Source organism: Pleionea sp. WD8-19 (assembly GCF_055326765.1).
This window is the reverse complement of the sequence record NZ_JBUZOU010000004.1, coordinates 14,364-37,767: the sequence shown is the minus strand read 5'-3', so window position 1 is coordinate 37,767 and position 23,404 is coordinate 14,364. Positions and strand designations below refer to the sequence as shown.

Sequence of the window (23,404 nt, the reverse complement as noted above, 5' to 3'; positions counted from 1 at the left end):
AGGAACGAGTGGGTTTTTTCATTTTGTAAATTCTCTCTGAACTCCCTACAATAAGCGGCCATCGCTTTACTATTCCCCAACTTACACATTCTGCGTTTGTTAAACTAAACGCATAAAACCGAAGACTCAATGATCACATTTAACCAGATTAGTTATTCGCGCGGTGCTCAGACACTGGTGCGGGATTTTGATACCACTTTATTCAATGGTGAAAAAATTGGCATTGTCGGCGCCAATGGCTGTGGTAAGTCAACCCTATTTCAACTCATCCTCAAAGAGTTGCACTGCGATTCCGGCGAACTGGTGATGTCTGAAAAGTTGCGCATTGCTCACGTAAAGCAGGAAACACCAGGCATAGCGCAAACCGCTCTGGATTACGTGCTCGACGGTGATCAAGCGTTAAGGCGCTCGCAAAAATTGCTTCAACTCGCGGAACAAAAAAATGACGGTGAAGCCATTGCCGAAGCGCATCACCAGTTGGAAACTTTGGGCGCTTACGATGCAGAGTCGCGAGCAGCGCGTTTGTTGTACGGGTTAGGCTTTAGTGAACAACAAATGCGGGTTCTGGTTTCCGAGTTGTCAGGTGGGTGGCGAGTTCGACTTAATCTGGCACAGGCATTGATTCAACCATCTGACTTGATGCTGCTTGATGAACCCACCAACCACCTGGATCTTGATGCTGTTTTTTGGCTCGAATCTTATTTACGATCGTATGCTGGAACTTTACTGGTGATTTCGCATGACCGTGACTTTCTTGATGCACTGGTTACCCGAGTGATGCATTTCGATAGCGGCCAGATCCATTGTTACAGTGGCAACTACAGTCAGTTTTTAAAAACACGCGCCGAGCAACAGAATTTGCAGGCGAAACAATTTGAAAAGCAGCAAGCAAAAATTAAGCATCTGCAGTCGTTTATCGATCGCTTTAAAGCCAAGGCGAGTAAAGCCAAGCAGGCGCAGAGTCGGGTAAAGGCTTTGGAGCGAATGGCAACGGTAGAAAATGTCAGCGTACGTGAAAGTTTATCGTTTGATTTTTTTGAGCCAAAACATAAGCCGGATCCACTATTGCGATTTGAAAATATGCATTCCGGATATGGAGCGCAACCGATACTGAACGATATTAACCTCTCTATCCGTTGCGACAGCCGTATTGGCCTACTGGGGCGAAACGGTGCAGGTAAATCCACACTGTTAAAAACGATTGCTAACAGCGAAGTCGAAACTGATGGATTGCGTGAAGCAAGTAAACACTTACATATTGGTTATTTTGCGCAGCATCAGCTAGAACAACTGAACGGCGAACAGAGCGCCTTTGACCAAATGCAAGCTCTGGATCCAAGCCTAACCGAACAAGAGGTAAGGAATTACCTTGGTGGTTATGCGTTTCACGGAGATAAGGTGTTTGATGCGGTAAAACAGTTTTCAGGAGGCGAAAAGGCTCGACTGGTATTGGCCTTGATGATCTATCAAAAGCCAAACCTGATTTTACTGGATGAGCCAACCAATCACCTGGATATGGAAATGCGCGACGCATTAACATTGGCAATACAAAACTTTTCTGGGGCGGTGGTGTTGATCTCACATGATCGCTTTTTGCTTGATGCTACCGTGGATGAACTTTACCTGATAGACAGTGGTCAGGTGCAACCTTTTTCTGGAGATACACAGACTTATCATCAATGGTTGCGTCAAAACCGTTGGGGTAAGCAGGATAATGAGCGCGGTGGCGAATCTTCAGCGAACCCAGCTATTGATCGCAAGCAGCAGAAGCAGATTGAAGCTAAAATTCGGCAGCAACTGGCCCCTTTGAAAAAGAAGCTGCAAAAAACGGAAGATTTGATGAGCAAAATACAAAGTGAATTGAGCGACATTGAGCAAGCAATGACCGACAATGATTTGTACCAACCCGAGCGAAAGGGTGAGCTGAGTCAATTACTGAATCGGCAAAGTGAGTTGAAAAGTCGTTTGCAGGATGTGGAGTTACAGTGGTTTGAACAGCAAGAAGCGTTAGAAATGCAAACGCAGCAAGCAGAACAAGCCATGCGAGGTGGGATTTAGCTATGCGAAAGCGCTTTATTGCTGGAGCGACTTGCCCCACGTGTGATGCGATGGATACCTTGGTGATGTACACAGAAAACAATAGCAAAATGTTTGAGTGTGTGAAGTGTGGCTATCAGCAGGAAATGTTAGCAAATGGCGATGAGCCAGTTTCGCCTTCGGCCGCTCCCAGAAAATCTGATAACATGATCCAATGGCTCACCATTAAAGATGGATCCGAAAAAAATGAATAGCAATGAAAAAGAAAACGATCAAGGTCCAGATCAAGCCCTATTGCGTCGGGTTTTGAGTGAGGCCGACTGTCTTTTTGAAAAGCCACAGGTGGATCAGGCGATTTCCTCCATGGCCGGTAAAATAAACCAGTCATTGGCCGATAAAAATCCAATCGTATTGACCATCATGAATGGCGGTATGGTTTTCGCTGGTCAGTTGTTGGCGCAACTCGATTTTCCTTTGCAGGTTGATTATTGCCATGCAACGCGATATCGCGGTGCTACCAGCGGCGGTGAGTTACATTGGAAAGCCTTGCCGCAACTCCATTTTGGTGGGCGCGAAGTTTTGGTGGTGGACGATATTCTTGATGAAGGTCATACACTGTTGGCCATTTTAAAGGCGATCCGAGCACAGGGAGCCAGTCAAGTGTATTCGGCGGTCCTCGTTGAAAAGCGGCATGATCGTAAAGCGGATCCGGATTATCAGGCGGACTATGTTGGTTTAACGGTTCCGGATCGTTACGTGTTTGGCTACGGCATGGATTACAAAGAGTATTGGCGAAATGCACCAGGGATTTTCGCCGTTAAAGGTTTGTAAAAACGGTACGTTAGCTGAGTTGAGAGAAAAGTAAATGAATGACAATGAGCTCTTAAGCAAAATCAGAAAACATCAGCTGGAAGATATTCCCAGCCACGTAAAGATGATCATGGAGTCCATTAAATCCTACGCCAAAGACGGACGGTATTCAGTGGACGAGTTGGAGCGTATCATCACCATCGCGCTGGAAGACGGTGAGGTTGATGCCGATGAACAACGGGTATTGACATCGATTCTGGAAAAAGCCCGTCAGTTGCCGTTAAATGATCAAGTAAGACCTTACATTGAATCCTTGGCAAAATTGTATTTGTAGTTCAACGGGATTGAAATAAAGCTCATAAAAACAATTGTTTAAGCAAATAAACGATCTAACTGATCGTGGTTGAAAACTTGAGTTCGTTAGCATCGCGCCCTATAAAATAAAGAACACCTTTTGATATCGCAAATTGAAAATTTCAGGGAGTGACTTTATTTATGAAACGACTTTATTTTTTAGCTGACGATTTAGCGACCAGCGAACAAGCCGCGCAATGCCTTACCCGATACAGTGACAGTAGTTGGCATTATCATGTGCTCAGTTATGATGAATCGGGATTGCTGCAACATAATATTCGGTCTGCTCGAAGCTGGCACAAAACGGATGTTGTGCGTCAGGCAGAACAAGGTGCATTAATTGGCATTATTGCAGGAGTGATTGGTGCTGGCTTTTACGCGGCTTTCAATCCACACTTGTTACCTCTGCCGCTTTCCAGCTGGTTGGCCTATATTTTAACGCCGATGCTGCTTTTTGCCTGGATTGGTGGGTTGTGGGGTAGCCGTATGCAACATTATCGACTGCGCCAGTTTGATGACGCATTACGTTATGGCTGTTATTTGATTATGATTGACACTCCGAAAGACAAAGCGATGGAGTTGCAGCAATACCTTTTAAGTCGTGTACCGCAACTTCGATTGGCAGCCGAAACTTCGAGTTTCAGTGTGCCTTTTACCTCATAAAATGCAGTTCAATACCCAATAACATTTAAAAAATCGTATCTTTGTTGACCTGTGCCGCTGTTGAGCGGTCAATAATTCTTATATAATCGAAAAAATTGTGACATATTCACAAAAATTTTGTTAAGGATTGCACGCCGGATAAGGTTATTGTAGTAGAGGTATCAAGCCTGAAATAGCTTTGATCGGTGATCAATAAAACTAAAGCAAGACAAAATCGGGGAATATTCAATGCAACGAGCCTGGCTGTGGGCCTGCATTTCGGCAACCATAACCACCAACGCGTTACAGGCGGCCAAACCAAACACTTCTACCGAAGAACAAAAAATAACCGTTACAGGCTCGATGATCAAAAAAAGTGATCAACAGGGACCTGCGCCTATACTCACGCTCACCTCAGAAGATCTTGCGCGACTCGGTCACACCAATTTATACGAAGCCCTGGTTTCACTCACTGCGCAAACTGGCTCTTTACTTGAAGGCGATCAATTTCCGAATGGTTTTACTTCTGCCGCGCAGGCAATTAATTTGCGCGGGTTTGGACCGGGTCGAACTCTGGTTTTGGTGAATGGACAGCGATTGGCATTGAACCCCACACCTTATCAGAGCGAAGCTAACTTTTTTAATTTTGCCACCATTCCCACGGTAGCTATTGAACGTGTCGATGTTCTTACCGATGGTGCGTCATCCATTTATGGCTCCGATGCTATTGCAGGTGTGATCAATGTGATCTTGCGAGAAGAGTTCGACAGCCATGAGTTTTCCGTCACTTATGGAAATACCACACAAGGCGGCGGCGAGTCGCAAAAAATTACCGGTGGTAATAGTTTTCGTTCGGCTTCTTCGCTCTTCACATTGGGTTATCAGTGGGAGAAGCGAAAACCGATTTATGGTTATCAACGAAATTCCATTAATCATTATTACCAGCTCAACGTAAAGGATCGTTTTTTTCCGCCGCTCACCATTGCGAATCTCGATTATTTCTATGACCAAGGCGATTTATACACGACCGGTTTACTGCCAAATATTGAAGCGTGTGATGCGCATCCAGAGTTAAGTTTGTCCGTGTATGGGTATTGCTCTCGAATCGATATTGGTGATGAAAACTTAAGAAATGCCAGAGAAAGGATGTCCATTTACAGTCATGGTGAGGTCGATTTATTTAATGGACAGTTGAATGTTGACTTGTTGTATTGGAATAGCGAAGTTGCCTCCAGAAATTTCCGTCTTTTCTGGCGAGAATTTTATTATGAAAGTGATAACAATGGCAATTGGAACGGTGACTTACCGAATGAGTTTTATCGAGAGTTTAGTCCTTTAGAAACAGGCAATCAGGATCAGTTGTTTGATGAAGATACGGTTTCGATAAGCACTGCTTTTGAAGGTGTAACGTCTTATTTTGATTATCGCGTTCAATCGGTATTCAGCCAGTACGATTATCGTCGCACAAAGCTCCAATTAGATGCTGATGAAGTCATGCGGTTTTTTGTTGAGCCGATAGGTTATTTGGATGATGACGAAAACTTCATTGATTTAGACAGTTACTCTGGAGTTGGAACGCCTATTATGGGGCAGCCACAAGGAAATATTTTTGAATTTTTTACTCCGCAACAGTTATCAGCGATTGTGGGTGAGAGTTCGCATCAGGCAACATCAAAATCATCCAGTTTATCGTATTGGATGTCGGGAGAAGGATTTTCCGTTGGCCAAAGACCATCAACTTACGCACTCGTGGCCGAATGGAACAAAACGTCGTATCGCATTAATGTTGATGACGTTTCAGAAAATTTTGGTTGGTACAATGTTGGCGGCTCTTCAGGTGGTGGTGAACGAGAAAGGTTTGCAGTGGGTACAGAGTGGTACTTTCCGCTACTCGATAATCATGAGCTATACGGTGATTTCGATTTGACCTTAGCTTTGCGCTGGGACCGTTATAACGATGACTCGAGTGTCGGCAGTGCGAAAACCCATAAAGTTGCGGCGGAATGGAAACCTAATGATGCGATCAGTATTCGTGGTGTTCGAAGCTCCAGCTTTCGAGCCCCAGATTTACACTATCTGTTTGCTAATCGTACTCGATATTTTATTGGTGTGGTCGATATTTACGAGTGCATGCAAATAGAAAATGATATAAGTCGCTGTGAAAATAATGACGAGTTTTCCGAGTCGGTGACTGTCGACTGGCAAGGCTCATTGGCTCTTGAAGAAGAGACTGGCGTAAGCCAAACAATCGGTGTTGTTTTTCATCCGTTTGATGAAATGTCTTTATCTCTCGATTTTTACGATATTAAACTCAAAAACCAAGTGGGTTTACAACTCGAGTCTCAATTGATGTTGTGGGAGGCTCAGTGTCGTATGGGTCGTAACTTTGTCTCTAATGAACCTTTAGATGCGAACTCCGAATTTTGTCAACGTGCGATTTCTGCCGTTGATCGCTACCATTTTAACGATCAACCCAGTGGGTTTATTGAGCAAATGGAAAACTCTCCGGTAAATCGAGCTTTTAGGCGACAAAAAGGAATTGACTTGGGGTTCAGTCATTATTATCTGACCGATGAACACAGTACGCTAGGGGTTGATTTGCGGTATTCGCATATACTAACGACCGAAGTACAAGAGCTAGTGGGAGAGCCAACCACTTTTGATGCTAACTATCGCGATAATCCTCTGAATGGTGAAATAAGAACCCGTTCCAATTTAACACTGTCTTGGGCGAAAGGCGCTTGGTCGAGTGCACTATCACTTTTTCGTAAAGGCAGTCATATCAATGGAAATGGTACAGGACGATTAAAGCCTTGGATAATAACGAATTTATCGATTAATTATGACTTCAATGAGTCGAGCTTATTGTTTACCGTTCGTAATTTAACCAATAGTAAGCCGCCATTTGACTCAGCGCGAAGTCGTTGGCCATATTATGACCGAAGTCAATACGATGCCATTGGACGTGAATGGTTTGTTGAATATCAGTTGCGTTATTAGCATAATGAGCGCCGAAGTGAGTGTGAATATGTCACAATATATTATCAAGTCTTGTATTATTCGTTGAGATAAGTTAAAAACCGTGATTCTCAATTCTTTCTCACAAAATAAAGATCGTAAAAATTAAGTAACAACCAACCGGGGAAACTCAAGATGACAAAAAGAAGCTTAATCGCAAATGCGGTTAAAACAGCTTTATTAGCTTCTTCTGCTGCAAGTTTGGCGTTTACAAGTCAAGTTTGGGCAGCCGAAGAAGACAAAGCTGATGAACAAGACAAAATTACGATTACTGGTACTCGTATTAAACGAAATCAAGCCGAAGGCGCGAAACCTATTACTGTGATTACCGCCGACGATATTTTAAATCGAGGCTATGTCACAGTTCATGAAGCATTGAATGAACTGTCTAAGAATACTGGGATTCAAATAGAAGGTCCTGAGTTTTCAAGTGGTTTCACGCCGGCGGTTGAAACGTTAAACCTCAACGGTTCTGGTGTTGGTGCAACCGTAACCTTAATTAACGGCCGACGCGTATCCGACTATCCAGCCGCTTATCAGTCAACCGGCAGTGTTTTTGACTTCGGTGGCATCCCTGCCATTGCGGTTCAACGCATTGAAGTGATGACCACGGGCGGTTCGGCTATCTACGGTGCCGACGCGGTAGCCGGTGTAATCAATATTATTCTTAAAGAAGACATTGACGATCACGTTGCTTCTTATTTGTATGGCCAGCAAGGCGCTGGAAAAGAGACCCATCGTTTTTCATTTTTAGGTGGAAACACCTTCGATGGCGGTAACATCACTTACGCATATGAGTATCAAGAGCGTGAAGGTGTATTTGGCCCAGATTACGATGAATTTGATTCAGAGTTGGATTTTCCCTATAACGGCACACCTATTTTGGGCCGAGGGATGTACAACATCAACAACTACTTCCAGTACGGCGATACTTCGTTAGGTAATGATAACTACATCACGCCTCCTGCGGGCTCTTGTGCAGCGCTCGATAATGGTATGGTGCTCACCACTCGCCCTGCGAGTGCCGGCTCTCGCGACGGTGAAGATCGAATTTACTGTGGTTACGATTTGGCGCAAGACGTTTCATTCCGTAACCCTTCAACACGTCACTCTATCTTTCTTGATGGCCGCCTAGAGCTAGGTGGTGACTTAGAGTTGTTTGCAACCATGCTTTACAATACATCTGAACTGGAAAGTAAAGACGGTGCGATCACTATGTTCGCGGATTACGTTGACCCCAACAACACCAATGCAACATTTGGTTTGCCACAGTGGTCATCGGTATTACGACGAATCACTGATGATGAGTTTGGGCGTGATGTGTCCACCACGTTTGAAAGTGACTCTTTAAGTCTGTCAACCGGTTTAACAGGTCTGTTCGGTGAGCACGACTGGGAAGTGAGCTTAACGCACAGTGCAAGTAACTTGAAGCAATCGCGACCATGGTTTAAAGCGGAAGAAGTTATTGATATTTTCTTAGGCAGCTATACCAATGTTGATGAGATCACTGGTGGTTCTGGTTTAAGTTGGATTGAAGGTTGGGATAACCAAGGTGAATGGAGTCTTATTGACAACTTATGGAGCCCCATTCCGCAACAATATTTGGATCGCTTGTTAGGTGAGCAAGTGTATGAAAACGAAAGTGCCTCGACTTCAATGCAGTTCATTCTTTCGGGTGAGCTTGGTGAGCTCAGTGGTGGTGCTATCGGCTACGCATTAGTGGTTGAAGCCGAAGACGAGAAAATTGAGTACATTCCAGACGCTCGTATTCTTCAAGACTCTCCAGATCCAAATGTAAACGGCACTGGCTGGTGGGGACTTACCGGCTTTTACGGTGAAGGTGATCGTCAGCGTGCTGCGGTCGGTGGTGAGGTAGCATTACCTTTGACGGATACTTTCACAGTTAACTTAGCGGGTCGTTTTGACAGCTACGACAATACATCGTCTTCCATCGGTACTCGTTTCACTCCGGGTGTAGACTTTGAGTGGCGTCCTACGGACTCTTTCTTATTGCGTGGTGGCTACTCTGGCGCATTTATCACTCCTGACATGGCTTTGGTTCATATCAATTCAGGATCGTACACTACCGCTACGGACTACATTGGATGTTTCCAACAATATGCGGCGGATAACGATATCGACTTGGATAACTTGCAACCTGGTGATGATGCTGTGTTGGCTGACTTCCAAACATCTTGTGAAGGTCAAAGCGTCTACAGTGAACGTACTGGCTCGCAAAACTTAGGTGAAAAAGCACTGAAAGACGAGACCGGTTACAGCTCTCATATTGGTATCGTGTTTGATTTCGATGAAAACAACAATGTCGAGCTAACTTGGAATGAGCAATTCTTGAAAGACCGTGCATCGGTTGAGTCTGTACAAGGGTTGTTGATCGATGAGTATTTGTGTTCATCTTTCAATAGCATTGTTAACTTAGGCGATACGCCTTCTGCAAGCGAATGTTCTCGAGCAGCCAATCGTGTCACTGATAATCGTATTACCGGTCAGTTTAATGGTTACGACATTACTCGTATCGGCGACTTTAACCGTTCTGCAATTAACCAAGCCGAACAACGTATTACTTCGTTCGACTTGAAATTCAATAATAAGATCGAAACTGAAATTGGTACTTTCAAAACTTACGTTGAGTACACCAATATCATGAAGTTTGTTTCAAAAACCTCTTCTACGGACGACTACTTTAATGTGCGTTCTGCACGAGGATTTTCTGGATACAACTTCCGTTCTCGAGCAAATGTATCTTTTGGTTATGAAAAAGGTGATTTCCGCACCACATTAACTGCTCTTCGTTTAGGTTCAACACCTAAGTTCAATCAAAACAATATTGATGAAGAAGCGGGTGATGCGTACCGTTTAGGACCACACATTACTTATAACTACTCGGCGGTTTATGACTTTACTGCAGACTTCCGTTTAGCATTACGTGTAAGTAACCTGACGGATGAGAAAGCACCTAAAGATAATACCTTTGAGTATTATGAGTACCCTTGGTACAACAACTTTGCATACGGTGGCGCTGGTTTAGGGCGTGAGTGGTCTCTTGAAGCCTCTTACATTTTCTAATCGGTAAAACAGTGAAAAAAGCCCCTTTTTTTAGGGGCTTTTTTGTTCCTAAATTTAATGGAGAAAAAAATGACTAGACTATTACTAACGGTCATGATTTTACTGGCAAGCAGCGCAGGGTTTTCAACCAAGCTGCCAGTTGAGACGTTTTTTAAAAATCCGGATATCTCCTCATTGCGTATTTCCCCGGATGGTAAACATTATGCGGCAATCGTTGAGATTAAAGACGATAAAAAGCTTGCAGTATTGGATGCGAAAACGAAAAAAATAAAACAAATTTTCAGCTTTTCATCCGGACACCGAGAAATCGGCCCTATTGGTTGGTTTAACAATGAGCGTGTCTATGCTGAAATGGTAGAGAAAGTTGGCCCTCTTGCTCAAAGCGCAAGAACCGGTTATCTCTTTGCGGGCAATATCGATGGTTCAAAGAAAACGCAAGTTTTGCCACGCCCAAGTGGTCCAGGTAGAGCTTCTGAAACACCTGAAGAATTCAGAATTGTTAACTTTCTTTACGACGATCCTAAGTACGTATTAATTTCTATGTGGGATGGCAAATTTCAAAAAATTTACAAGCTGAATGTTTACAATGGCGCCAAATCCACTTTCGAGAAGTCGCCCTATAAATACGGCGCATTGGTATTGGATCATAAAGGTGTTGCTCGAGCGATAGAGCAAGATCATCCCGATGACAAGAAATATCGTATCTATTTACGGAATCCTAAAAACAATGAGTGGGAATTGTTTCAAGAGTTCGATACTAAAAATGTCGGTATGGAAGTCAGTTTTATCACCCATGACTCGAAAAACTTAATTATTAATGTACGCGATGAAAATAAGAAACGCGGTCTGTACAAGTTAAACTTAGCGAACAAAGAGTATACGTTAATTAAAGAAATTCCTGGCGATGCAGATATAGAAGAGTTGCTTTATCACTATAATAAAGAGCTCAAAGTCTATGATGTTGTTGGGTTTAGACAAATGCCAGGGTACATCGAAGACACTTACCTAGACGAAACTCATCCTGGTGTAAAACTTAGAAAGTCATTACAAGAGGCTTTTCCTAATCTAGTTGTCGACCTGATAAATACAACGAGAGATGGTAAAAAAACCTTGGTAAGAACATGGAGCGATGTGAGTCCTGGCACGTTTTATTTGTTTGATAACGAAACATTTAATATGGAATACTTACTGGACTCCATTCCTTGGATTAATCCAGAGCAGCTTTCGCCAATGGAGCCCATCAGCTTTAAAGCCAGAGATGGTTTAGAGATTCGTGGTTATTTAACACGTCCATTAAACAAAAAGAAAAATTTACCGATGGTGGTGTACGTACACGGTGGGCCATACGGACCAAAAGACGAGTGGGGCTATAACTATTCGAACCGTGATACCCAATTTTTAGCAAACCGAGGTTATGCGGTATTACAGCTGAATTATCGTGGCTCCGGAGGCCGAGGTTCATCGTTTCAATATGATGCTTATCGGAAGATGGGCGCTGAGATGCAAGATGATCTAACCGATGGAACATTATGGGCGATCGAGCAAGGCATTGCCGATAAAAACCGCATCTGTATTTATGGTGCAAGTTACGGTGGTTATGCCTCTATGATGGGCGTGGTTAAAGAGCCTGATTTGTATAAATGTGCAATTGCTTATGTGGGTGTCTACGATATAGAAATTCAGACCGAGGAAAGTGATACAGCAGACATTAAATGGGGTAGAGAGTTTTTAGAAGATGCATGGAATGCTTACGACGATAAGTTCGTTAAAGAACGTTCGCCCATATACCATTTAGACAAACTCAAAGCTGCGGTTATGCTGGTTCATGGTAAAGACGATCAACGTTGCCCTATCGAGCAATATGACGCGTTAGCGGATGCACTTGAAGATCGCAACTATCCATTTGAATCGGTTGTTAAGCCTTTTGAAGGTCATGGTTTTAGAAATGAAGAAAACAACTATGAGCTTTATACAAAAATGGAGAAATTCTTAGAAACGCATATCGGAAAATAATAAAAAAGGGAGAGCAAATGCTCTCCCTTTTTTCTGGCGGTAATCGAGAAATTTTTACACTTCGCTATTAAACGTCTTTTTCGATATGGCGTAAATAGCACACCACCTAAGCAAACAAATCATACTCGTCGGCAGAAGTAATCGTTACTTCCACTAAGTCACCTTTTTCCAAGGTTTCGTCAGTTGTAATATGTACTTGGCCATCAATTTCTGGCGCGTCGTATTGGGTGCGACCAGTAGCTCCAGAATCGGTGACTTCATCAATTAAAACTTCGAGTCTTTGACCCACTCGTTTTTGCAATTTATTGGCGCTGATTTCTTGTTGAACGCGCATAAACGTTTCCCAGCGTTCTTGTTGGGTATCGGGATCGACGTGATTAGGTAATGCGTTGGCAGTGGCACCATCGACTGGCGAATATTTAAAAGCGCCAGCCCGATCGAGATCGGCTTCGTACATAAAATCGATGAGTTGCTTGAAGTCGTCTTCGGTTTCTCCAGGAAAGCCAACAATAAACGTGCTGCGAATTGCCATGTCTGGGCAGATGGTGCGCCATTGCTTTATCCGATCCAACACTTTTTCGCTGTAGGCTGGACGCTTCATATTACGTAATACCGACTCACTGGCATGCTGGAAAGGAATGTCCAGGTAAGGCAGAATTTTTCCTTCCGCCATAAGCGGGATCACATCGTCGACGTGTGGGTACGGATAAACGTAATGCAATCTGACCCAAGCATCGAGTTTGCCCAATTCCTGGCAAAGCTCCTTAAAACGGGTTTTTACAGGAGCGCCGCCCCAAAAACCGGTTTTGTATTTCACATCAACGCCGTAAGCACTGGTGTCTTGTGACACAACAAGTAATTCTTGTACTCCGTTGTTGACCAGATTTTCAGCTTCTTGCAATACGCTGCCAATATCACGACTGACCAATTTACCGCGCATTGAAGGGATAATGCAAAACGTACAATTGTGGTTGCAGCCTTCCGATATTTTTAAATAGGCATAGTGCTCCGGTGTCAGTTTAAGACCAGCAGGAGGAACCAAGTCCATAAAAGGATCGTGTTGCGGCGGTAAATGCTGGTGAATTTGCGCCATCACCTGATCGTAAGCGTGTGGGCCGGTCACAGCCAATACATTAGGGTGCACCTCGCGAATGGTGTCCTCTTTAATGCCTAAACAACCCGTAACAATAACTTTACCGTTTTCATTTAATGCTTCGCCAATGGTATCGAGCGATTCCTGAACGGCGGCATCGATAAAGCCACAAGTGTTTACGACAACTAGGTCGGAGTTGTGATAACTGTTGGAAAGTTCGTAACCTTCGGCGCGAAGTTGGGTAATGATGCGTTCGGAGTCAACGGTGTTTTTGGGACAACCAAGGCTGACGAAGCCGACGCTGGGAATGTTCGATTTCATAGGACTGCAATATTACTCGGATGCTAACAACAGTTGTGAATTGTCAGCAATCAATCGTTGTTGACTGTGCTGGCTTGCTGAAGCCAGGGCTTTCATCAGGGTATCGTTTAAAGCACTTAACGGTTCCTGCAATTTTTCCAAGGTTCGTACCAGCAAGTAGTAGGCTTCGATGGTGGCATTTAACTTGAGTGATCGTAACAGGTAATCTTTGGCTTTACCCCAGAGCTCATTATTGTAACTCAAGCGACCAACGGCTGCGAAGTATTGCCAATCGTTTCCGCCCTCGCTCGCGAAACTTTCAGCGAAATTTAATTGCGTATGATTATCGCGGCCTGCTGCTTGTCCATACCAGAAAATGAGTTCAGGGTGATATCCACGCTTTAAAGCTGATCGCAATACCACTTCGGCTTCGGCCAGCGCCGACAGCTCGATCAGCAAGCGCGCGTAGCTGATGATATGCCTGTGTTGTTTATTGTATTCATTGGAAAAGCTCTGCCAGCATTGTTGCAAGGCTTCAGCGCCACAATGGGCTTTAGCGATCATCAGTTGTTGAATGCATTCTTGTTCAATAGTGACAAACTGCGACTTTTCCAATACTTGCATGCGTTTCAGATAAGGCAGTAAAACGTACAAATTGTCCCAGTCTTTCAATTGGTAATAGCACTTTGTCAGCAATTTAAGTACGTAAGGGTGGCGTTTGCTTTTTTCCCACAGCTGGGTGAGGGTGGCCAGGGCTTGCTCGTATTGCGCGCTGTCGTACTGAAGCTCCGCTTGCGTGACGCTGACTGCAATGTTGGCGTCGGGTTCATAGCTCGACGCTTGTTTCAGATAGTTGTCTCGTCCGGCGTAGTCTTTCTGCTCTTGGGCGGCTTTCGCTGCAAGTAGGTAATTGAGCAATCGACTGTCGCTTTTTTCGATGGCTTTGTTGAACAGGTTTTCGGCTTTCTGCCAATGACCTTCTGTCAGAGCTATGATCCCCGAAATGGTTTGACTGCGTGATTTAAATGCGCCGCGATCTTTACGCCAATGCGATAGCGTGTGACCGCTTCGTTTCAACCAAAAAAACACACCGGTCATAATAATAACGGCCAAAAGCAGCAATAACAGCAAGGTCGATGCAATCCAAAGCCGCACTTCCAGTGTGTGGTTGTCCCAGGCTATGAGCACAAAACCGCGTTGTTCTTTAATAAACCAAGCAAGTAGAGCGCCAGCGATGGTGGCAATTAAAAACAGGTGACGCAATTTCATGGCTGATCACCTTCCTCAGTTGTGGTTGGCGATCCATTGTTAAATTGATCGCTATACCATTGCATTCGACGTTGTTCTTTATAGGCCTTCATAATCGGTAAGGCTGTTAATTGATACTGCACCGGTTGCGCCAAAGGCTGTTGTTGAAGTTGAGCAAGTTGATCAATCAATGCTTGGCTTTGTTCATTCAATTGAAAGAACTGTTTTAATAAGGCTTGGGTAAATTCGATTCGAGACTGATAATAACTCTCGTCACTGCGCAATACGGCCGTTTGCATTTGCGTCATTGCAAGCTGTAATACCGCATGCAGTACCGATTTTTGTTCATTGGTAAGCAAAGGTTGGATTTTGTCTTCGTGGGTACGAAATTTAAAAGCATCTTCACCAAACTTGTCGAGAGTCGACATTAATCGATCAAACCAGGCCTGATTTTGAACCGCAGGCTCATTGATTTGATCGGGCAATTGAATCGCATTGGGCTGTAACTTTAACACCTGCTTTTCGAGCGATGTAAGGCGTAACAATAACCCTTGAGTATCGTGCTTAGGAATTGCTGTTAACGCGCTAATATCGTCATTGATGGCTTGCCGCACTTGGGTGAGGTTTAAATCGGCTCCTTCAATTAAAGCTGAGTCTGCTTGAGCCAGAAGCGCTAATGCGGTTTCCACATTATTCTCAAACATGAGTTTTTGTTGCGCCAAATTTAAGTAATAAAGCGTTTGCTCCAGCATCCACTCTTGTTTGCCCTGACTGGACAATAGTCGCAACTTGTCTTGGGTAACGGTAATTTGTTGCCGAAGAGCGGCTTGCTGTTCGCTGTTGGTGTTTTGTTGTTGTTGCAATTCGGCAAACTCTGTTTGTCGTTGTTGCAGGGCTTTTTGAAGATCGGCAACGTGTTGCTCTTGTTGGGCCATACGTTGTTGGTGTTCGCTCAAGTTGTCACTCAGTGCTTGGCTTTGCTGCCATTGCTGATAAGCCAACCAACCACTGAGTGACAACGCGGCTAAAGCCAATATCAGTAATAGAAACAGAATTATTCCACCGCGTGATGCTTGTCTATCGGTGTCTTTTTTGCTTTCAGTTGCGTCCTCGCTACTTGGCGCTTCTTTGGAAATGTTTTTTGAGGCGGGTGTCGGATCACTGAGTTTTGCGTTTTTCGAAGCCGTTTCTGATTTATTTTCGCTTTTGCTTTTTGACTCGGCGGAGTTTTCTTTTTCTGTCATGTTATGATCTCGAAATAAACTGTTGCAGACATTCGGTAATGTTGTGCTCGAGCGCCCCAGCTGCAACGGCCTTTAAGTGAAACCCTTGATTTTCAGCAATTCGAGCCAATCGTTCACTGGTGACGATCACGGTTTGCGGTTCACAAAATGCCCGCTGTAAAACATTCAATGCTTGTTCGCTGGATATCACCCAAACTCTTTTCGAGTTTAACTGAGCACTTAAGCGTTTAATGGTTAGCGGATCGGCGGGCACACGTCGATACACTTCAGTCCGTTCAACCGTTGCCCCTCTTTGTGTTAAAACGTCTTCTAGTAAAGGGCGTCCGTCGTTTCCGCAAACCAGCATTATACGTTGTTTTGCCACTGACTCTAGTGCTGATAGCTTTAACAACTCTTCGCTGTTGGCCTGCTTTGGTGTGATGACTTGATTGGCTCCTTTCTGAATCAATTGCTGAGCGGTCGCTTCACCAATTGCGAATACTTCGGTCAAAAGCAATTTTTGCCACTGCTCCGGTGTGGTTGAACGGTAGGCATACTCCACGGCATTGGGACTAATGAATACGGTTTTCTGGAAGTTATGCATCGGCCAGTTTGTTGAAGCGGGTTCAATATTAAGCAGTGGAATGGCGCTTACTTTCAATCCAAGGGCTTGAATGGCTGTAACTAAATTGGCAGCTTGATGTTGCGGCCGAGTGACAATAAGTTGCATCAGCGGTAAAGGTGCCTTACCTCGTGGTAGGGCACTCAGTCTTCTTTTTTGTATAGGGCTTGAATAATGGCATCGGCGCCTTGTTCGCGCAGCGCTTCAGCGACTTGAATGCCAAGGCTTCGGGCTTCATTGATCGGGGCTTCGTGTTCAAACTTTAACAGCCGGCTGCCATCAACCTCACCTACGAGACCTCGTAGCTTCAGCCAGTTGTCTTTGCCGCTGTGTTTTTCTGCAAACGCCGCTATCGGTATCTGACATCCACCTTCCAGGTGATGGCTGAGTGCTCGCTCTGCCGTTACGCGCGCGGCCGTTAGCGGGTGGTTCAGTGGTGCCAGATATTCAATGGTTGCTTCATCATTTAAACGGCACTCTATGCCGATAGCGCCTTGGCCTGCAGCGGGCAACATAAGGTCAAAGCTGATTTCATCGCGAATGCGATATTTTAAATCGAGGCGTAATAGCCCGGCGGTGGCGAGAATAATGGCATCGTATTCGTCGTTATCGAGTTTTTGCAAACGCGTACCAACATTGCCACGTAGGGTCTTAATGGAAAGATCCGGGCGCAGTGCCTTCAGTTGGCATTGACGACGCAAACTGGAAGTACCCACTATGGCACCCGAAGGAATTTCATTCAAACTTGCGTAAATATTGGAAACCAATGCATCCGATGGATTCTCGCGCTCCATAATCACACTCATGCCCAAGCCTTCAGGAAATTCGGCGGGAACATCTTTCATTGAGTGCACGGCAATATCGGCTTGGCCTTCCATTAACGCCAGCTCCAGCTCTTTGACGAACAAACCTTTACCGCCAATTTTGGCAAGCGGTGTATCGAGAATTTTATCGCCGCGGGTCACCATGGGTACCAATTCCACCTCTAGTTCTGGGTGGTGCAGTTCGAGTTGCGATTTCACGTACTCGGCCTGCCAAAGTGCTAATGGACTGCGACGTGTAGCAATGCGGATCAACGACATAGCAATGACTGAATAATTAGGAAAACCTATGATTATCCTAACACATCGCTAGCATTTTAATGAGTTTGAGAAAGATTTTTTTTGAATTTCACTGTCATGCTAATTCGCAAAATCACGTGACGAAGGCTTAAAGTGATTTTATCAGTTTACGAATTTCCGAAGCGTGGCGTCGACTGACTTCAAGCGGTTGCTCACAATGCCGTACGGTCATTAAAAGGTGGCCATCATTGTCTTTGCTTAAACCGTGAATGAAGTGTTTATTGACCAGCGCATTGCGGTGAATACGTACAAAGGCGTCGCCCAATTCCTGTTCCAGTTGTTTTAAGGAATCTTCAATTAATGCTTCGCCTTTTTTGTGTTTGACGTTAACGTATTTCTGATCCGCTTGGAAATAGTAAATATCGTGAATTGGTATTAACTGAATTTCGCCTCGCAACCGTGCCGAAATGTGCTGACGTTGAGGTGTTTCCGGGACGTCATCAATCACTTTATTGAGTTGCGCACGATTGAGTCGGGTTGCTTTTTGTAACACTTGTTTTAATTGCTCAAGTTTTACCGGTTTCAGCAGGTAGTCGATGGCGTTTACTGCAAAGGCTTTTAACGCATAATCGTCGTAGGCACTGATAAATACCACCGCCGGAGGCGTTTCCATTTGCGCTAAATGCCAAGCGGCTTCAAGCCCATCCATTTCTGGCATTCGGATATCCAGTAACACCAAATCTTGCGGTGTTTGGTGGCAGTGCTTTACCACCTCTACGCCGTTGCTCGCTTCCGCAAGCTGGTGGTCTCCGCACTGCTTCAACAGTCGCAGCAATCGTTGACGGGCAAGGGGTTCATCATCGGTGATCACTATGTTCAAGCGAAGCCTCCAAAGGGATCTGAATATTGACCTGATAATGGTCTAATTCGTGTCGAACCGACATGGTAGCCTTTTCTCCGTAACGGATCGACAAGCGCTGTTGAATGTTGGATTGTGCGACCTGGTTGCCGTGGGCTGATAACGTTCGCGGTACGGGATTTTCAACCAACAGACATAAATAGTCGGTTTCGGTAAACAATCGAATTTTGATGGTACCACCTTCGCTCAATCGCTGAATGCCGTGATAAACCGCATTTTCTACCAGCGGTTGCAAAGTTAACGGGGGTAGCTGGTAGTTTTCGGGTTCCAGGTCGATTTGCCAATCGACGGTCAACTTTTCGCCCAGGCGCTGTTGCTCAACTTCCAGATAGTGTTGGCAGAGGGTAATTTCATCTTTTAGGCTGACGCTGTCAGCAGCCGGCTTGAGGCTGGAACGCAACAAACTGGCAAAGTGTTCGAGTGTAGACTCCGCCGCATTGGGGTTGATGGTGATCAAACTGGCAATGGTATTCAGTGTGTTAAACAAAAAGTGCGGTTGAATGCGCGCCTGTAATGAGCGAAATCGCGCTTCTCCTTCGGCAACAATGCCCGTTAGTACTTGATGACTTAAATACAGGTACCGAACCCAGACCAACGTGATCATCAACGCAACCAATGCGTTGCGAAACAGGAACCAACGTTGGCCACTGTTGTTGAGGTCAATTACGAGATTGTAGAACTGAGACAACGCCAATAAGCTGGTGACCAGCGTGACCAGAGTGACAATGAGCGCACAGAGAGCGGTGAGTTTCCATATGACCTGTTTGTTCAGCGCATGGCGCAGCAAGCAAAAAATCGCACCAGAAGCCAGGCTGATCCAAAGGATGAACAGGCTATTGAGACCCAAGTTAAACCACAGCGACTGATCAAGCTCAAAAGTCAGTAAAGTGAAAAGTACGGCCAGCAATACCGACAGCAATACCAGCATAAATACCCTGGGTAATTGACAAAAGTCGGGAAGGATCCCTTCAGGCCGAATAAAGGTATCTGTGTGTGACTGCATAACTCAGGAATAGGCTTTCATGAGGGCTTGCATTTGCTGGATGAGATCGGTGCGTGCTCGATCCAATAACGAACCGCTGGAATCGCCTTTTTGCCAATGCGCCTGCCCGAACACGATATTAAAGTCCCGTTGTGGAAAATGCGCGCTGATGCGATTGCGGATTGCCGCCTCGACTTTGCGTTTTAAGGCATCGGTGGCGGTGGCGCTGGTTTCCGGTAGCACCAGTAAAAACTCACCGGTTTGTGAGTGGCCTATCATATCGGCCCAACGGAGCTCATCACGCAGCACTTCGGCGACAATTTGATTCACTTCGTTATTGTGCAATGGCGAATGTTCATCTTTGAACACCACCAACTTCACTTTCAGTAACGACAACGGATTGTCATAACGGCGGCTGCGACTGACTTCGTAATCTAGAAACTGCGACCAGTTGGGCCTTTGTGGTAGGCCGGAAAAACCGGGAGACAGGTTTTTATCGGGCTGATTAACACTAAACGCACGAAAATAATGAACGGTTAAACCCGGATGACTCGGCAGTAACGCTTGCCAATGTTGCAGGTGCAAAATTTGGGCACGTTCCCGGCAAAGCAAACAATAGTGATCGGCTCTTTCATCGGCGGCTTCCAGTGGTAAAGCCGACCAGCTTTTGCCTTCAAGCTGGTGTTGTTCACAACCTATCCAACGGGCAAATTCGCCGTTACCCCAAATTACCTGTTGATTTTCGTCTAGAATTAACAGACCGAGCTCAGAGACATTGAGTATCTCAAATATCGATTTTTGGTAATCAAAGCGTGCTGTCTTTTGCATATTTGGGACTGAAAGGTTAGAGAAATTGAGTCAGCTATCGATTTAGTTGTATAGCTTCCCTAGAATCTTTAACCATAAATCATTCTCAAATAATTGCCAATATAATCAGCATCTTGTGCATATTAAAAGCATCACTTACAGCGTTAAAATCGGTTTGGATTTTCTGGATTCTGGCCGGTGAGCACTGTTGATAGCCAGCCGGAGCCTGTAACCACGCTTATGGGGCACAATTCATCATCTGATCCTTTCATCGCGCAGGAAGTCGATCGCAAGCAATTGAAACAGCTAGAGCGTCGGTTTCTTGAGCTTAATGAACAACGCAAAGCGCTTTTGACTCAAAATTTAAGTGAAAAAGCAGAAAACTTTATCCAGCTGTTGCCGCTATTGTTTCATATCAACCACCCAACACTACCCGGTTATTTAGGGTCAGAAGTGCCTTGTGGAATCGCCAACTATCAGCCGGATCGATCCACCATCCAATTAGCCAAAAAATACGCGCGCAGTCTCGACTATAAGCCGCGTGCGGTTCATAAAATTAATATTTTGGGTGTTTATTTGATGGGGAGCGCCAGTTCCGTTGCACATTCCGGACAAAGTGATCTGGATGTTTGGCTCTGCGTTCGCAGCGATATGCCAGAGCATGAGCGACAAATGCTACGACAAAAACGCGATAAAATTCAGCGTTGGGCGGCTACTCAGCAAGCCATTGACTGCAGTTTATACCTGGTCGATGAAAAATCCATTCTTGATGCGAGCGCCGAGAAAGAAGAGCACACCATTCAGCCAGGTTTGTTGCTCGACGAGTTCTATCGAACTCAAATCCACCTGGCCGGACGTTACCTTTTGTGGTGGTTGATACCGGCTCAACGAGAATCTCATTACCGGCAATACGCTGCGCATTTATTGGAAAAACGTTTTGTTCAACCGGAAGACTGGATCGATTTCGGTCCGATAGAGAACATTGAATTGGAAGAGTTTATCAACAATGCGCTCTGGTACATTAATAAGGCGCTCACTTCACCTTACAAAACGGCATTGAAGTTGGTGTTGATGGAGTCTTACATGAGCCAGTTTCCCGATGTGCGTCCGCTCAGTAGTGATTACAAAGCCTTTGTTCACAATTTGCTGGATAACGCAACGGTCGTTGATTCTTATCTTTTAATGCACCGAAAGGTAGAAGAGTATTTGATTTTGAACGATCAGCTGGATCGGCTCGAGTTTGTGCGCCGCTGTCTTTACCATAAAATTCGCGGACGGGTTTCACGAAGTGGCGATGGTCAATTATCGAGCCAGAGTATTGTCGAGCAATTGGTCAAAGAGTGGCAATGGAGTGACAGTAAACGTCAGTTGTTCGATCACAAGTCAAACTGGGACATCAACCAAATCGGCAACGAAAAACGCCTGTACATTAAGCAGTTGATCACCTCGTTTCGTACCATTGCACAATTTGTTCGGCAGCAACCGGATCATTTTGACAAATACAAGGCGCAACTGCTCAGTTTGAGCCATAAAATAAGCGCTCATCTTGAACTGACTCAAAGTAAAATTGAAAAGGTTAATATTAATTTTGTGCCTCAAATGATGGATAAACATCTGTCATTGGTGCGCCAATTTAAGGGGCGCGACTTAGAGCTATGGAGCTTTTACGATCGCGCCATCAGTCAGCAAGAAACCAACTCAGCGGAACCCGTGTATCAGTGTAGTTCGCTACTTGAATTACTGGTGTGGGCCAAAGTGAATGGCCTGCTAAACGAAGGCACATCGGTGCAGTACCGTGATGCGAAACAACAGTTGCAGTACGATGAACTGGAGCGATTGATCCAAGCATTACTGCGTAATCGCTACAACACGATGCCCATTGTGGATGAAGCTTACCAAAAGAAACCTAAGGTATTAGAGCTAAGCTGTTTTATCAATACGGCGAGTGACAAGCTTACCGAAATCGCCAAACAAGGTGTCCATATCATTACCAGCAAAAACGATCCCTTTTGCTATGGTGACGAATGCATCAATATGATCGAGACCATCGATTTTTATTATGTGAACAACTGGGGAGAGCAGTTTGTGGTGCATTTTCAAGGAGAAGATGCCTTATCGGAGTCTTTAATTGCGTTGCTTGAACTGATCAATCGACAGGCCTATCAACCGGAGATGCAGTTTTATAGTTTTTCATCAATGCGAGCAGAAAGCATCGTGACGCGAGTAAAGAGCTTTATTCGTCAAGTTCTCCCAATATTTTTATCGCCAGAGGGTGATATCAGCAAATATTTTTTCCGATTGGGTACCAGCTACCGAATGCTGGAAAAACAGAACGAGCGGTTTGTGATCCATAAAGCGAATAATGAAAGTCAGCTTTCAGAGTTATTGCTCAATCAATACGATAAATATCAAAAGCTGGACTTTGACAGTCGATGCTTCAGCGATCCGGTGATCCGGTCAGCGGTACAAAAGTCACAACCTGGCCAACAACTGTTGGTGGTTAATCAAGTGTTGGGTTCGAAAGTCTCTTACAGTTACGTAGACGCTTACGGTGGTTTGGTTTACCAACCGTTTAACCAGTCGTCGCCGGATGCCGACATTGCAAATGTCTATCATTTTCTGAAAGCCAGTTCGTTGCGTTTTAAGGAAACACCCTGGCAATGGTACAGCCTCAACCCCGACTTCAGCTTATCTATTTTTGAGCCAAATCTGGAGCTCGATGAAGCGTCTGTGTATATCAATGCTCATTTAAATCAGCAAAACGACAAACGGCTTCTGACATTGAGCAGTGGCAAACGCAGCTTTCAGTTTGACCTCGACGATGCGGGATTTCGCGATAAGGTGCTCGCGTGGTTGGATCGCGCATTCGGTAAAACCGTCAATGAAGTTCAAATTGGTCAAATGTCGCTCGATTTGCCAGATGAATTGATCACCGAAGCCAAATTACTCATGGAGCGAAATCGGTTACATCAGCTGCTGTGTGAATAACCGGTTTTACACGCCGCGCTTTATGTCGGTATAACTCTCTGGTTATACTTGCGACATGAAAAGAATACGAATAACTCTGATCCTTGGCAGCTTGCTGCTTCTCCTATCCGCCTGTGGCCAGAAAGGCCCATTGAAACCGGCGCAGAAACCACCATCGGCGGCTCAGGTGGATCACTCACAATCATGATCTTATACAATAATAT

At 44.9% G+C, this 23,404-nt stretch carries 18 protein-coding genes; 10 read left to right on the top strand and 8 right to left on the bottom strand.

Annotated features, from left to right (window positions below):
- Window positions 1–129: 129 nt before the first annotated feature.
- From ACTUJY_RS06025 to ACTUJY_RS05990, 8 genes are all read left to right on the top strand, one after another.
- Complete coding sequence (locus ACTUJY_RS06025; RefSeq protein ID WP_463615162.1) at window positions 130–2,058, top strand: ATP-binding cassette domain-containing protein; 1,929 nt, start codon at window positions 130–132, stop codon at window positions 2,056–2,058.
- A gap of 2 nt (window positions 2,059–2,060) precedes the next feature.
- Window positions 2,061–2,291, top strand: coding sequence for a YheV family putative zinc ribbon protein (locus ACTUJY_RS06020; protein WP_463615161.1), 231 nt, complete (start codon window positions 2,061–2,063; stop codon window positions 2,289–2,291).
- Entirely contained in the window at window positions 2,284–2,868 is a 585-nt protein-coding gene (locus ACTUJY_RS06015; protein ID WP_463615160.1) for a hypoxanthine-guanine phosphoribosyltransferase, read from the top strand. Before ACTUJY_RS06020 ends, ACTUJY_RS06015 begins: the two co-directional genes overlap by 8 nt.
- Window positions 2,869–2,902: 34 nt before the next feature.
- Window positions 2,903–3,181, top strand: coding sequence for a hypothetical protein (locus ACTUJY_RS06010; RefSeq protein ID WP_463615159.1), 279 nt, complete (start codon window positions 2,903–2,905; stop codon window positions 3,179–3,181).
- Window positions 3,182–3,342: 161 nt separating this feature from the next.
- Entirely contained in the window at window positions 3,343–3,864 is a 522-nt protein-coding gene (locus tag ACTUJY_RS06005) for a hypothetical protein (RefSeq protein ID WP_463615158.1), read from the top strand.
- Between the two features lie 228 nt (window positions 3,865–4,092).
- Window positions 4,093–6,843 (top strand): TonB-dependent receptor domain-containing protein, encoded by a 2,751-nt coding sequence (locus tag ACTUJY_RS06000; RefSeq protein WP_463615157.1) that lies wholly within the window; start codon window positions 4,093–4,095, stop codon window positions 6,841–6,843.
- Window positions 6,844–6,996: 153 nt separating this feature from the next.
- Window positions 6,997–9,945, top strand: a complete 2,949-nt coding sequence (locus tag ACTUJY_RS05995) for a TonB-dependent receptor domain-containing protein (protein WP_463615156.1) — start codon at window positions 6,997–6,999, stop codon at window positions 9,943–9,945.
- Window positions 9,946–10,014: 69 nt separating this feature from the next.
- Window positions 10,015–11,958: a S9 family peptidase gene (locus ACTUJY_RS05990; RefSeq protein WP_463615155.1), complete on the top strand. Its 1,944-nt coding sequence runs from the start codon at window positions 10,015–10,017 to the stop codon at window positions 11,956–11,958.
- A 106-nt stretch (window positions 11,959–12,064) separates the two neighbouring features.
- Here the strand turns inward: ACTUJY_RS05990 and rimO are convergent, their stop codons facing one another.
- The 8 genes from rimO to ACTUJY_RS05950 form a co-directional block, all read right to left on the bottom strand.
- Window positions 12,065–13,372, bottom strand: coding sequence for a 30S ribosomal protein S12 methylthiotransferase RimO (rimO, locus tag ACTUJY_RS05985; RefSeq protein WP_463615154.1), 1,308 nt, complete (start codon window positions 13,370–13,372; stop codon window positions 12,065–12,067).
- Window positions 13,373–13,384: 12 nt separating this feature from the next.
- Window positions 13,385–14,620, bottom strand: a complete 1,236-nt coding sequence (locus tag ACTUJY_RS05980; RefSeq protein ID WP_463615153.1) for a heme biosynthesis HemY N-terminal domain-containing protein — start codon at window positions 14,618–14,620, stop codon at window positions 13,385–13,387.
- Window positions 14,617–15,843 (bottom strand): uroporphyrinogen-III C-methyltransferase, encoded by a 1,227-nt coding sequence (locus ACTUJY_RS05975; RefSeq protein ID WP_463615152.1) that lies wholly within the window; start codon window positions 15,841–15,843, stop codon window positions 14,617–14,619. Before ACTUJY_RS05975 ends, ACTUJY_RS05980 begins: the two co-directional genes overlap by 4 nt.
- Before the next feature lies 1 nt (window position 15,844).
- Complete coding sequence (locus ACTUJY_RS05970) at window positions 15,845–16,552, bottom strand: uroporphyrinogen-III synthase (RefSeq protein ID WP_463615151.1); 708 nt, start codon at window positions 16,550–16,552, stop codon at window positions 15,845–15,847.
- Window positions 16,553–16,587: 35 nt separating this feature from the next.
- On the bottom strand, window positions 16,588–17,526 hold the full coding sequence (hemC, locus tag ACTUJY_RS05965) for a hydroxymethylbilane synthase (RefSeq protein ID WP_463615150.1): 939 nt from the start codon (window positions 17,524–17,526) through the stop codon (window positions 16,588–16,590).
- A 127-nt stretch (window positions 17,527–17,653) separates the two neighbouring features.
- Window positions 17,654–18,376 (bottom strand): LytR/AlgR family response regulator transcription factor, encoded by a 723-nt coding sequence (locus ACTUJY_RS05960; protein WP_463615439.1) that lies wholly within the window; start codon window positions 18,374–18,376, stop codon window positions 17,654–17,656.
- Window positions 18,363–19,427 carry a sensor histidine kinase gene (locus ACTUJY_RS05955; protein ID WP_463615149.1) on the bottom strand — a complete coding sequence of 355 codons (1,065 nt, stop codon included), beginning with the start codon at window positions 19,425–19,427 and terminating at the stop codon, window positions 18,363–18,365. The genes ACTUJY_RS05960 and ACTUJY_RS05955 overlap by 14 nt, the downstream gene beginning before the upstream one ends.
- Window positions 19,428–19,430: 3 nt before the next feature.
- A complete protein-coding gene (locus tag ACTUJY_RS05950) occupies window positions 19,431–20,234 on the bottom strand; it encodes a sensor domain-containing diguanylate cyclase (protein ID WP_463615148.1) in 804 nt (267 codons plus the stop codon).
- A gap of 177 nt (window positions 20,235–20,411) precedes the next feature.
- On the opposite strand from ACTUJY_RS05950, the gene ACTUJY_RS05945 reads away from it, so the two are divergent.
- Window positions 20,412–23,201 (top strand): class I adenylate cyclase, encoded by a 2,790-nt coding sequence (locus tag ACTUJY_RS05945; RefSeq protein WP_463615147.1) that lies wholly within the window; start codon window positions 20,412–20,414, stop codon window positions 23,199–23,201.
- 55 nt (window positions 23,202–23,256) lie between these two features.
- Window positions 23,257–23,388, top strand: a complete 132-nt coding sequence (lptM, locus tag ACTUJY_RS05940) for an LPS translocon maturation chaperone LptM (protein WP_463615146.1) — start codon at window positions 23,257–23,259, stop codon at window positions 23,386–23,388.
- Window positions 23,389–23,404 lie beyond the last annotated feature (16 nt).

Coding starts and splice junctions, on each gene's coding strand:
- ACTUJY_RS06005 (WP_463615158.1), top strand. CDS start 3,343: ATGAAACGACTTTATTTTTTAGCTGACGATTTAGCGACCAGCGAACAA.
- ACTUJY_RS05950 (WP_463615148.1), bottom strand. CDS start 20,234: ATGCAAAAGACAGCACGCTTTGATTACCAAAAATCGATATTTGAGATA.
- ACTUJY_RS06020 (WP_463615161.1), top strand. CDS start 2,061: ATGCGAAAGCGCTTTATTGCTGGAGCGACTTGCCCCACGTGTGATGCG.
- ACTUJY_RS06010 (WP_463615159.1), top strand. CDS start 2,903: ATGAATGACAATGAGCTCTTAAGCAAAATCAGAAAACATCAGCTGGAA.
- ACTUJY_RS06000 (WP_463615157.1), top strand. CDS start 4,093: ATGCAACGAGCCTGGCTGTGGGCCTGCATTTCGGCAACCATAACCACC.
- rimO (WP_463615154.1), bottom strand. CDS start 13,372: ATGAAATCGAACATTCCCAGCGTCGGCTTCGTCAGCCTTGGTTGTCCC.
- hemC (WP_463615150.1), bottom strand. CDS start 17,526: ATGTCGTTGATCCGCATTGCTACACGTCGCAGTCCATTAGCACTTTGG.
- ACTUJY_RS06015 (WP_463615160.1), top strand. CDS start 2,284: ATGAATAGCAATGAAAAAGAAAACGATCAAGGTCCAGATCAAGCCCTA.
- ACTUJY_RS05975 (WP_463615152.1), bottom strand. CDS start 15,843: ATGACAGAAAAAGAAAACTCCGCCGAGTCAAAAAGCAAAAGCGAAAAT.
- ACTUJY_RS05955 (WP_463615149.1), bottom strand. CDS start 19,427: ATGCAGTCACACACAGATACCTTTATTCGGCCTGAAGGGATCCTTCCC.
- ACTUJY_RS05995 (WP_463615156.1), top strand. CDS start 6,997: ATGACAAAAAGAAGCTTAATCGCAAATGCGGTTAAAACAGCTTTATTA.
- lptM (WP_463615146.1), top strand. CDS start 23,257: ATGAAAAGAATACGAATAACTCTGATCCTTGGCAGCTTGCTGCTTCTC.
- ACTUJY_RS06025 (WP_463615162.1), top strand. CDS start 130: ATGATCACATTTAACCAGATTAGTTATTCGCGCGGTGCTCAGACACTG.
- ACTUJY_RS05980 (WP_463615153.1), bottom strand. CDS start 14,620: ATGAAATTGCGTCACCTGTTTTTAATTGCCACCATCGCTGGCGCTCTA.
- ACTUJY_RS05990 (WP_463615155.1), top strand. CDS start 10,015: ATGACTAGACTATTACTAACGGTCATGATTTTACTGGCAAGCAGCGCA.
- ACTUJY_RS05970 (WP_463615151.1), bottom strand. CDS start 16,552: ATGCAACTTATTGTCACTCGGCCGCAACATCAAGCTGCCAATTTAGTT.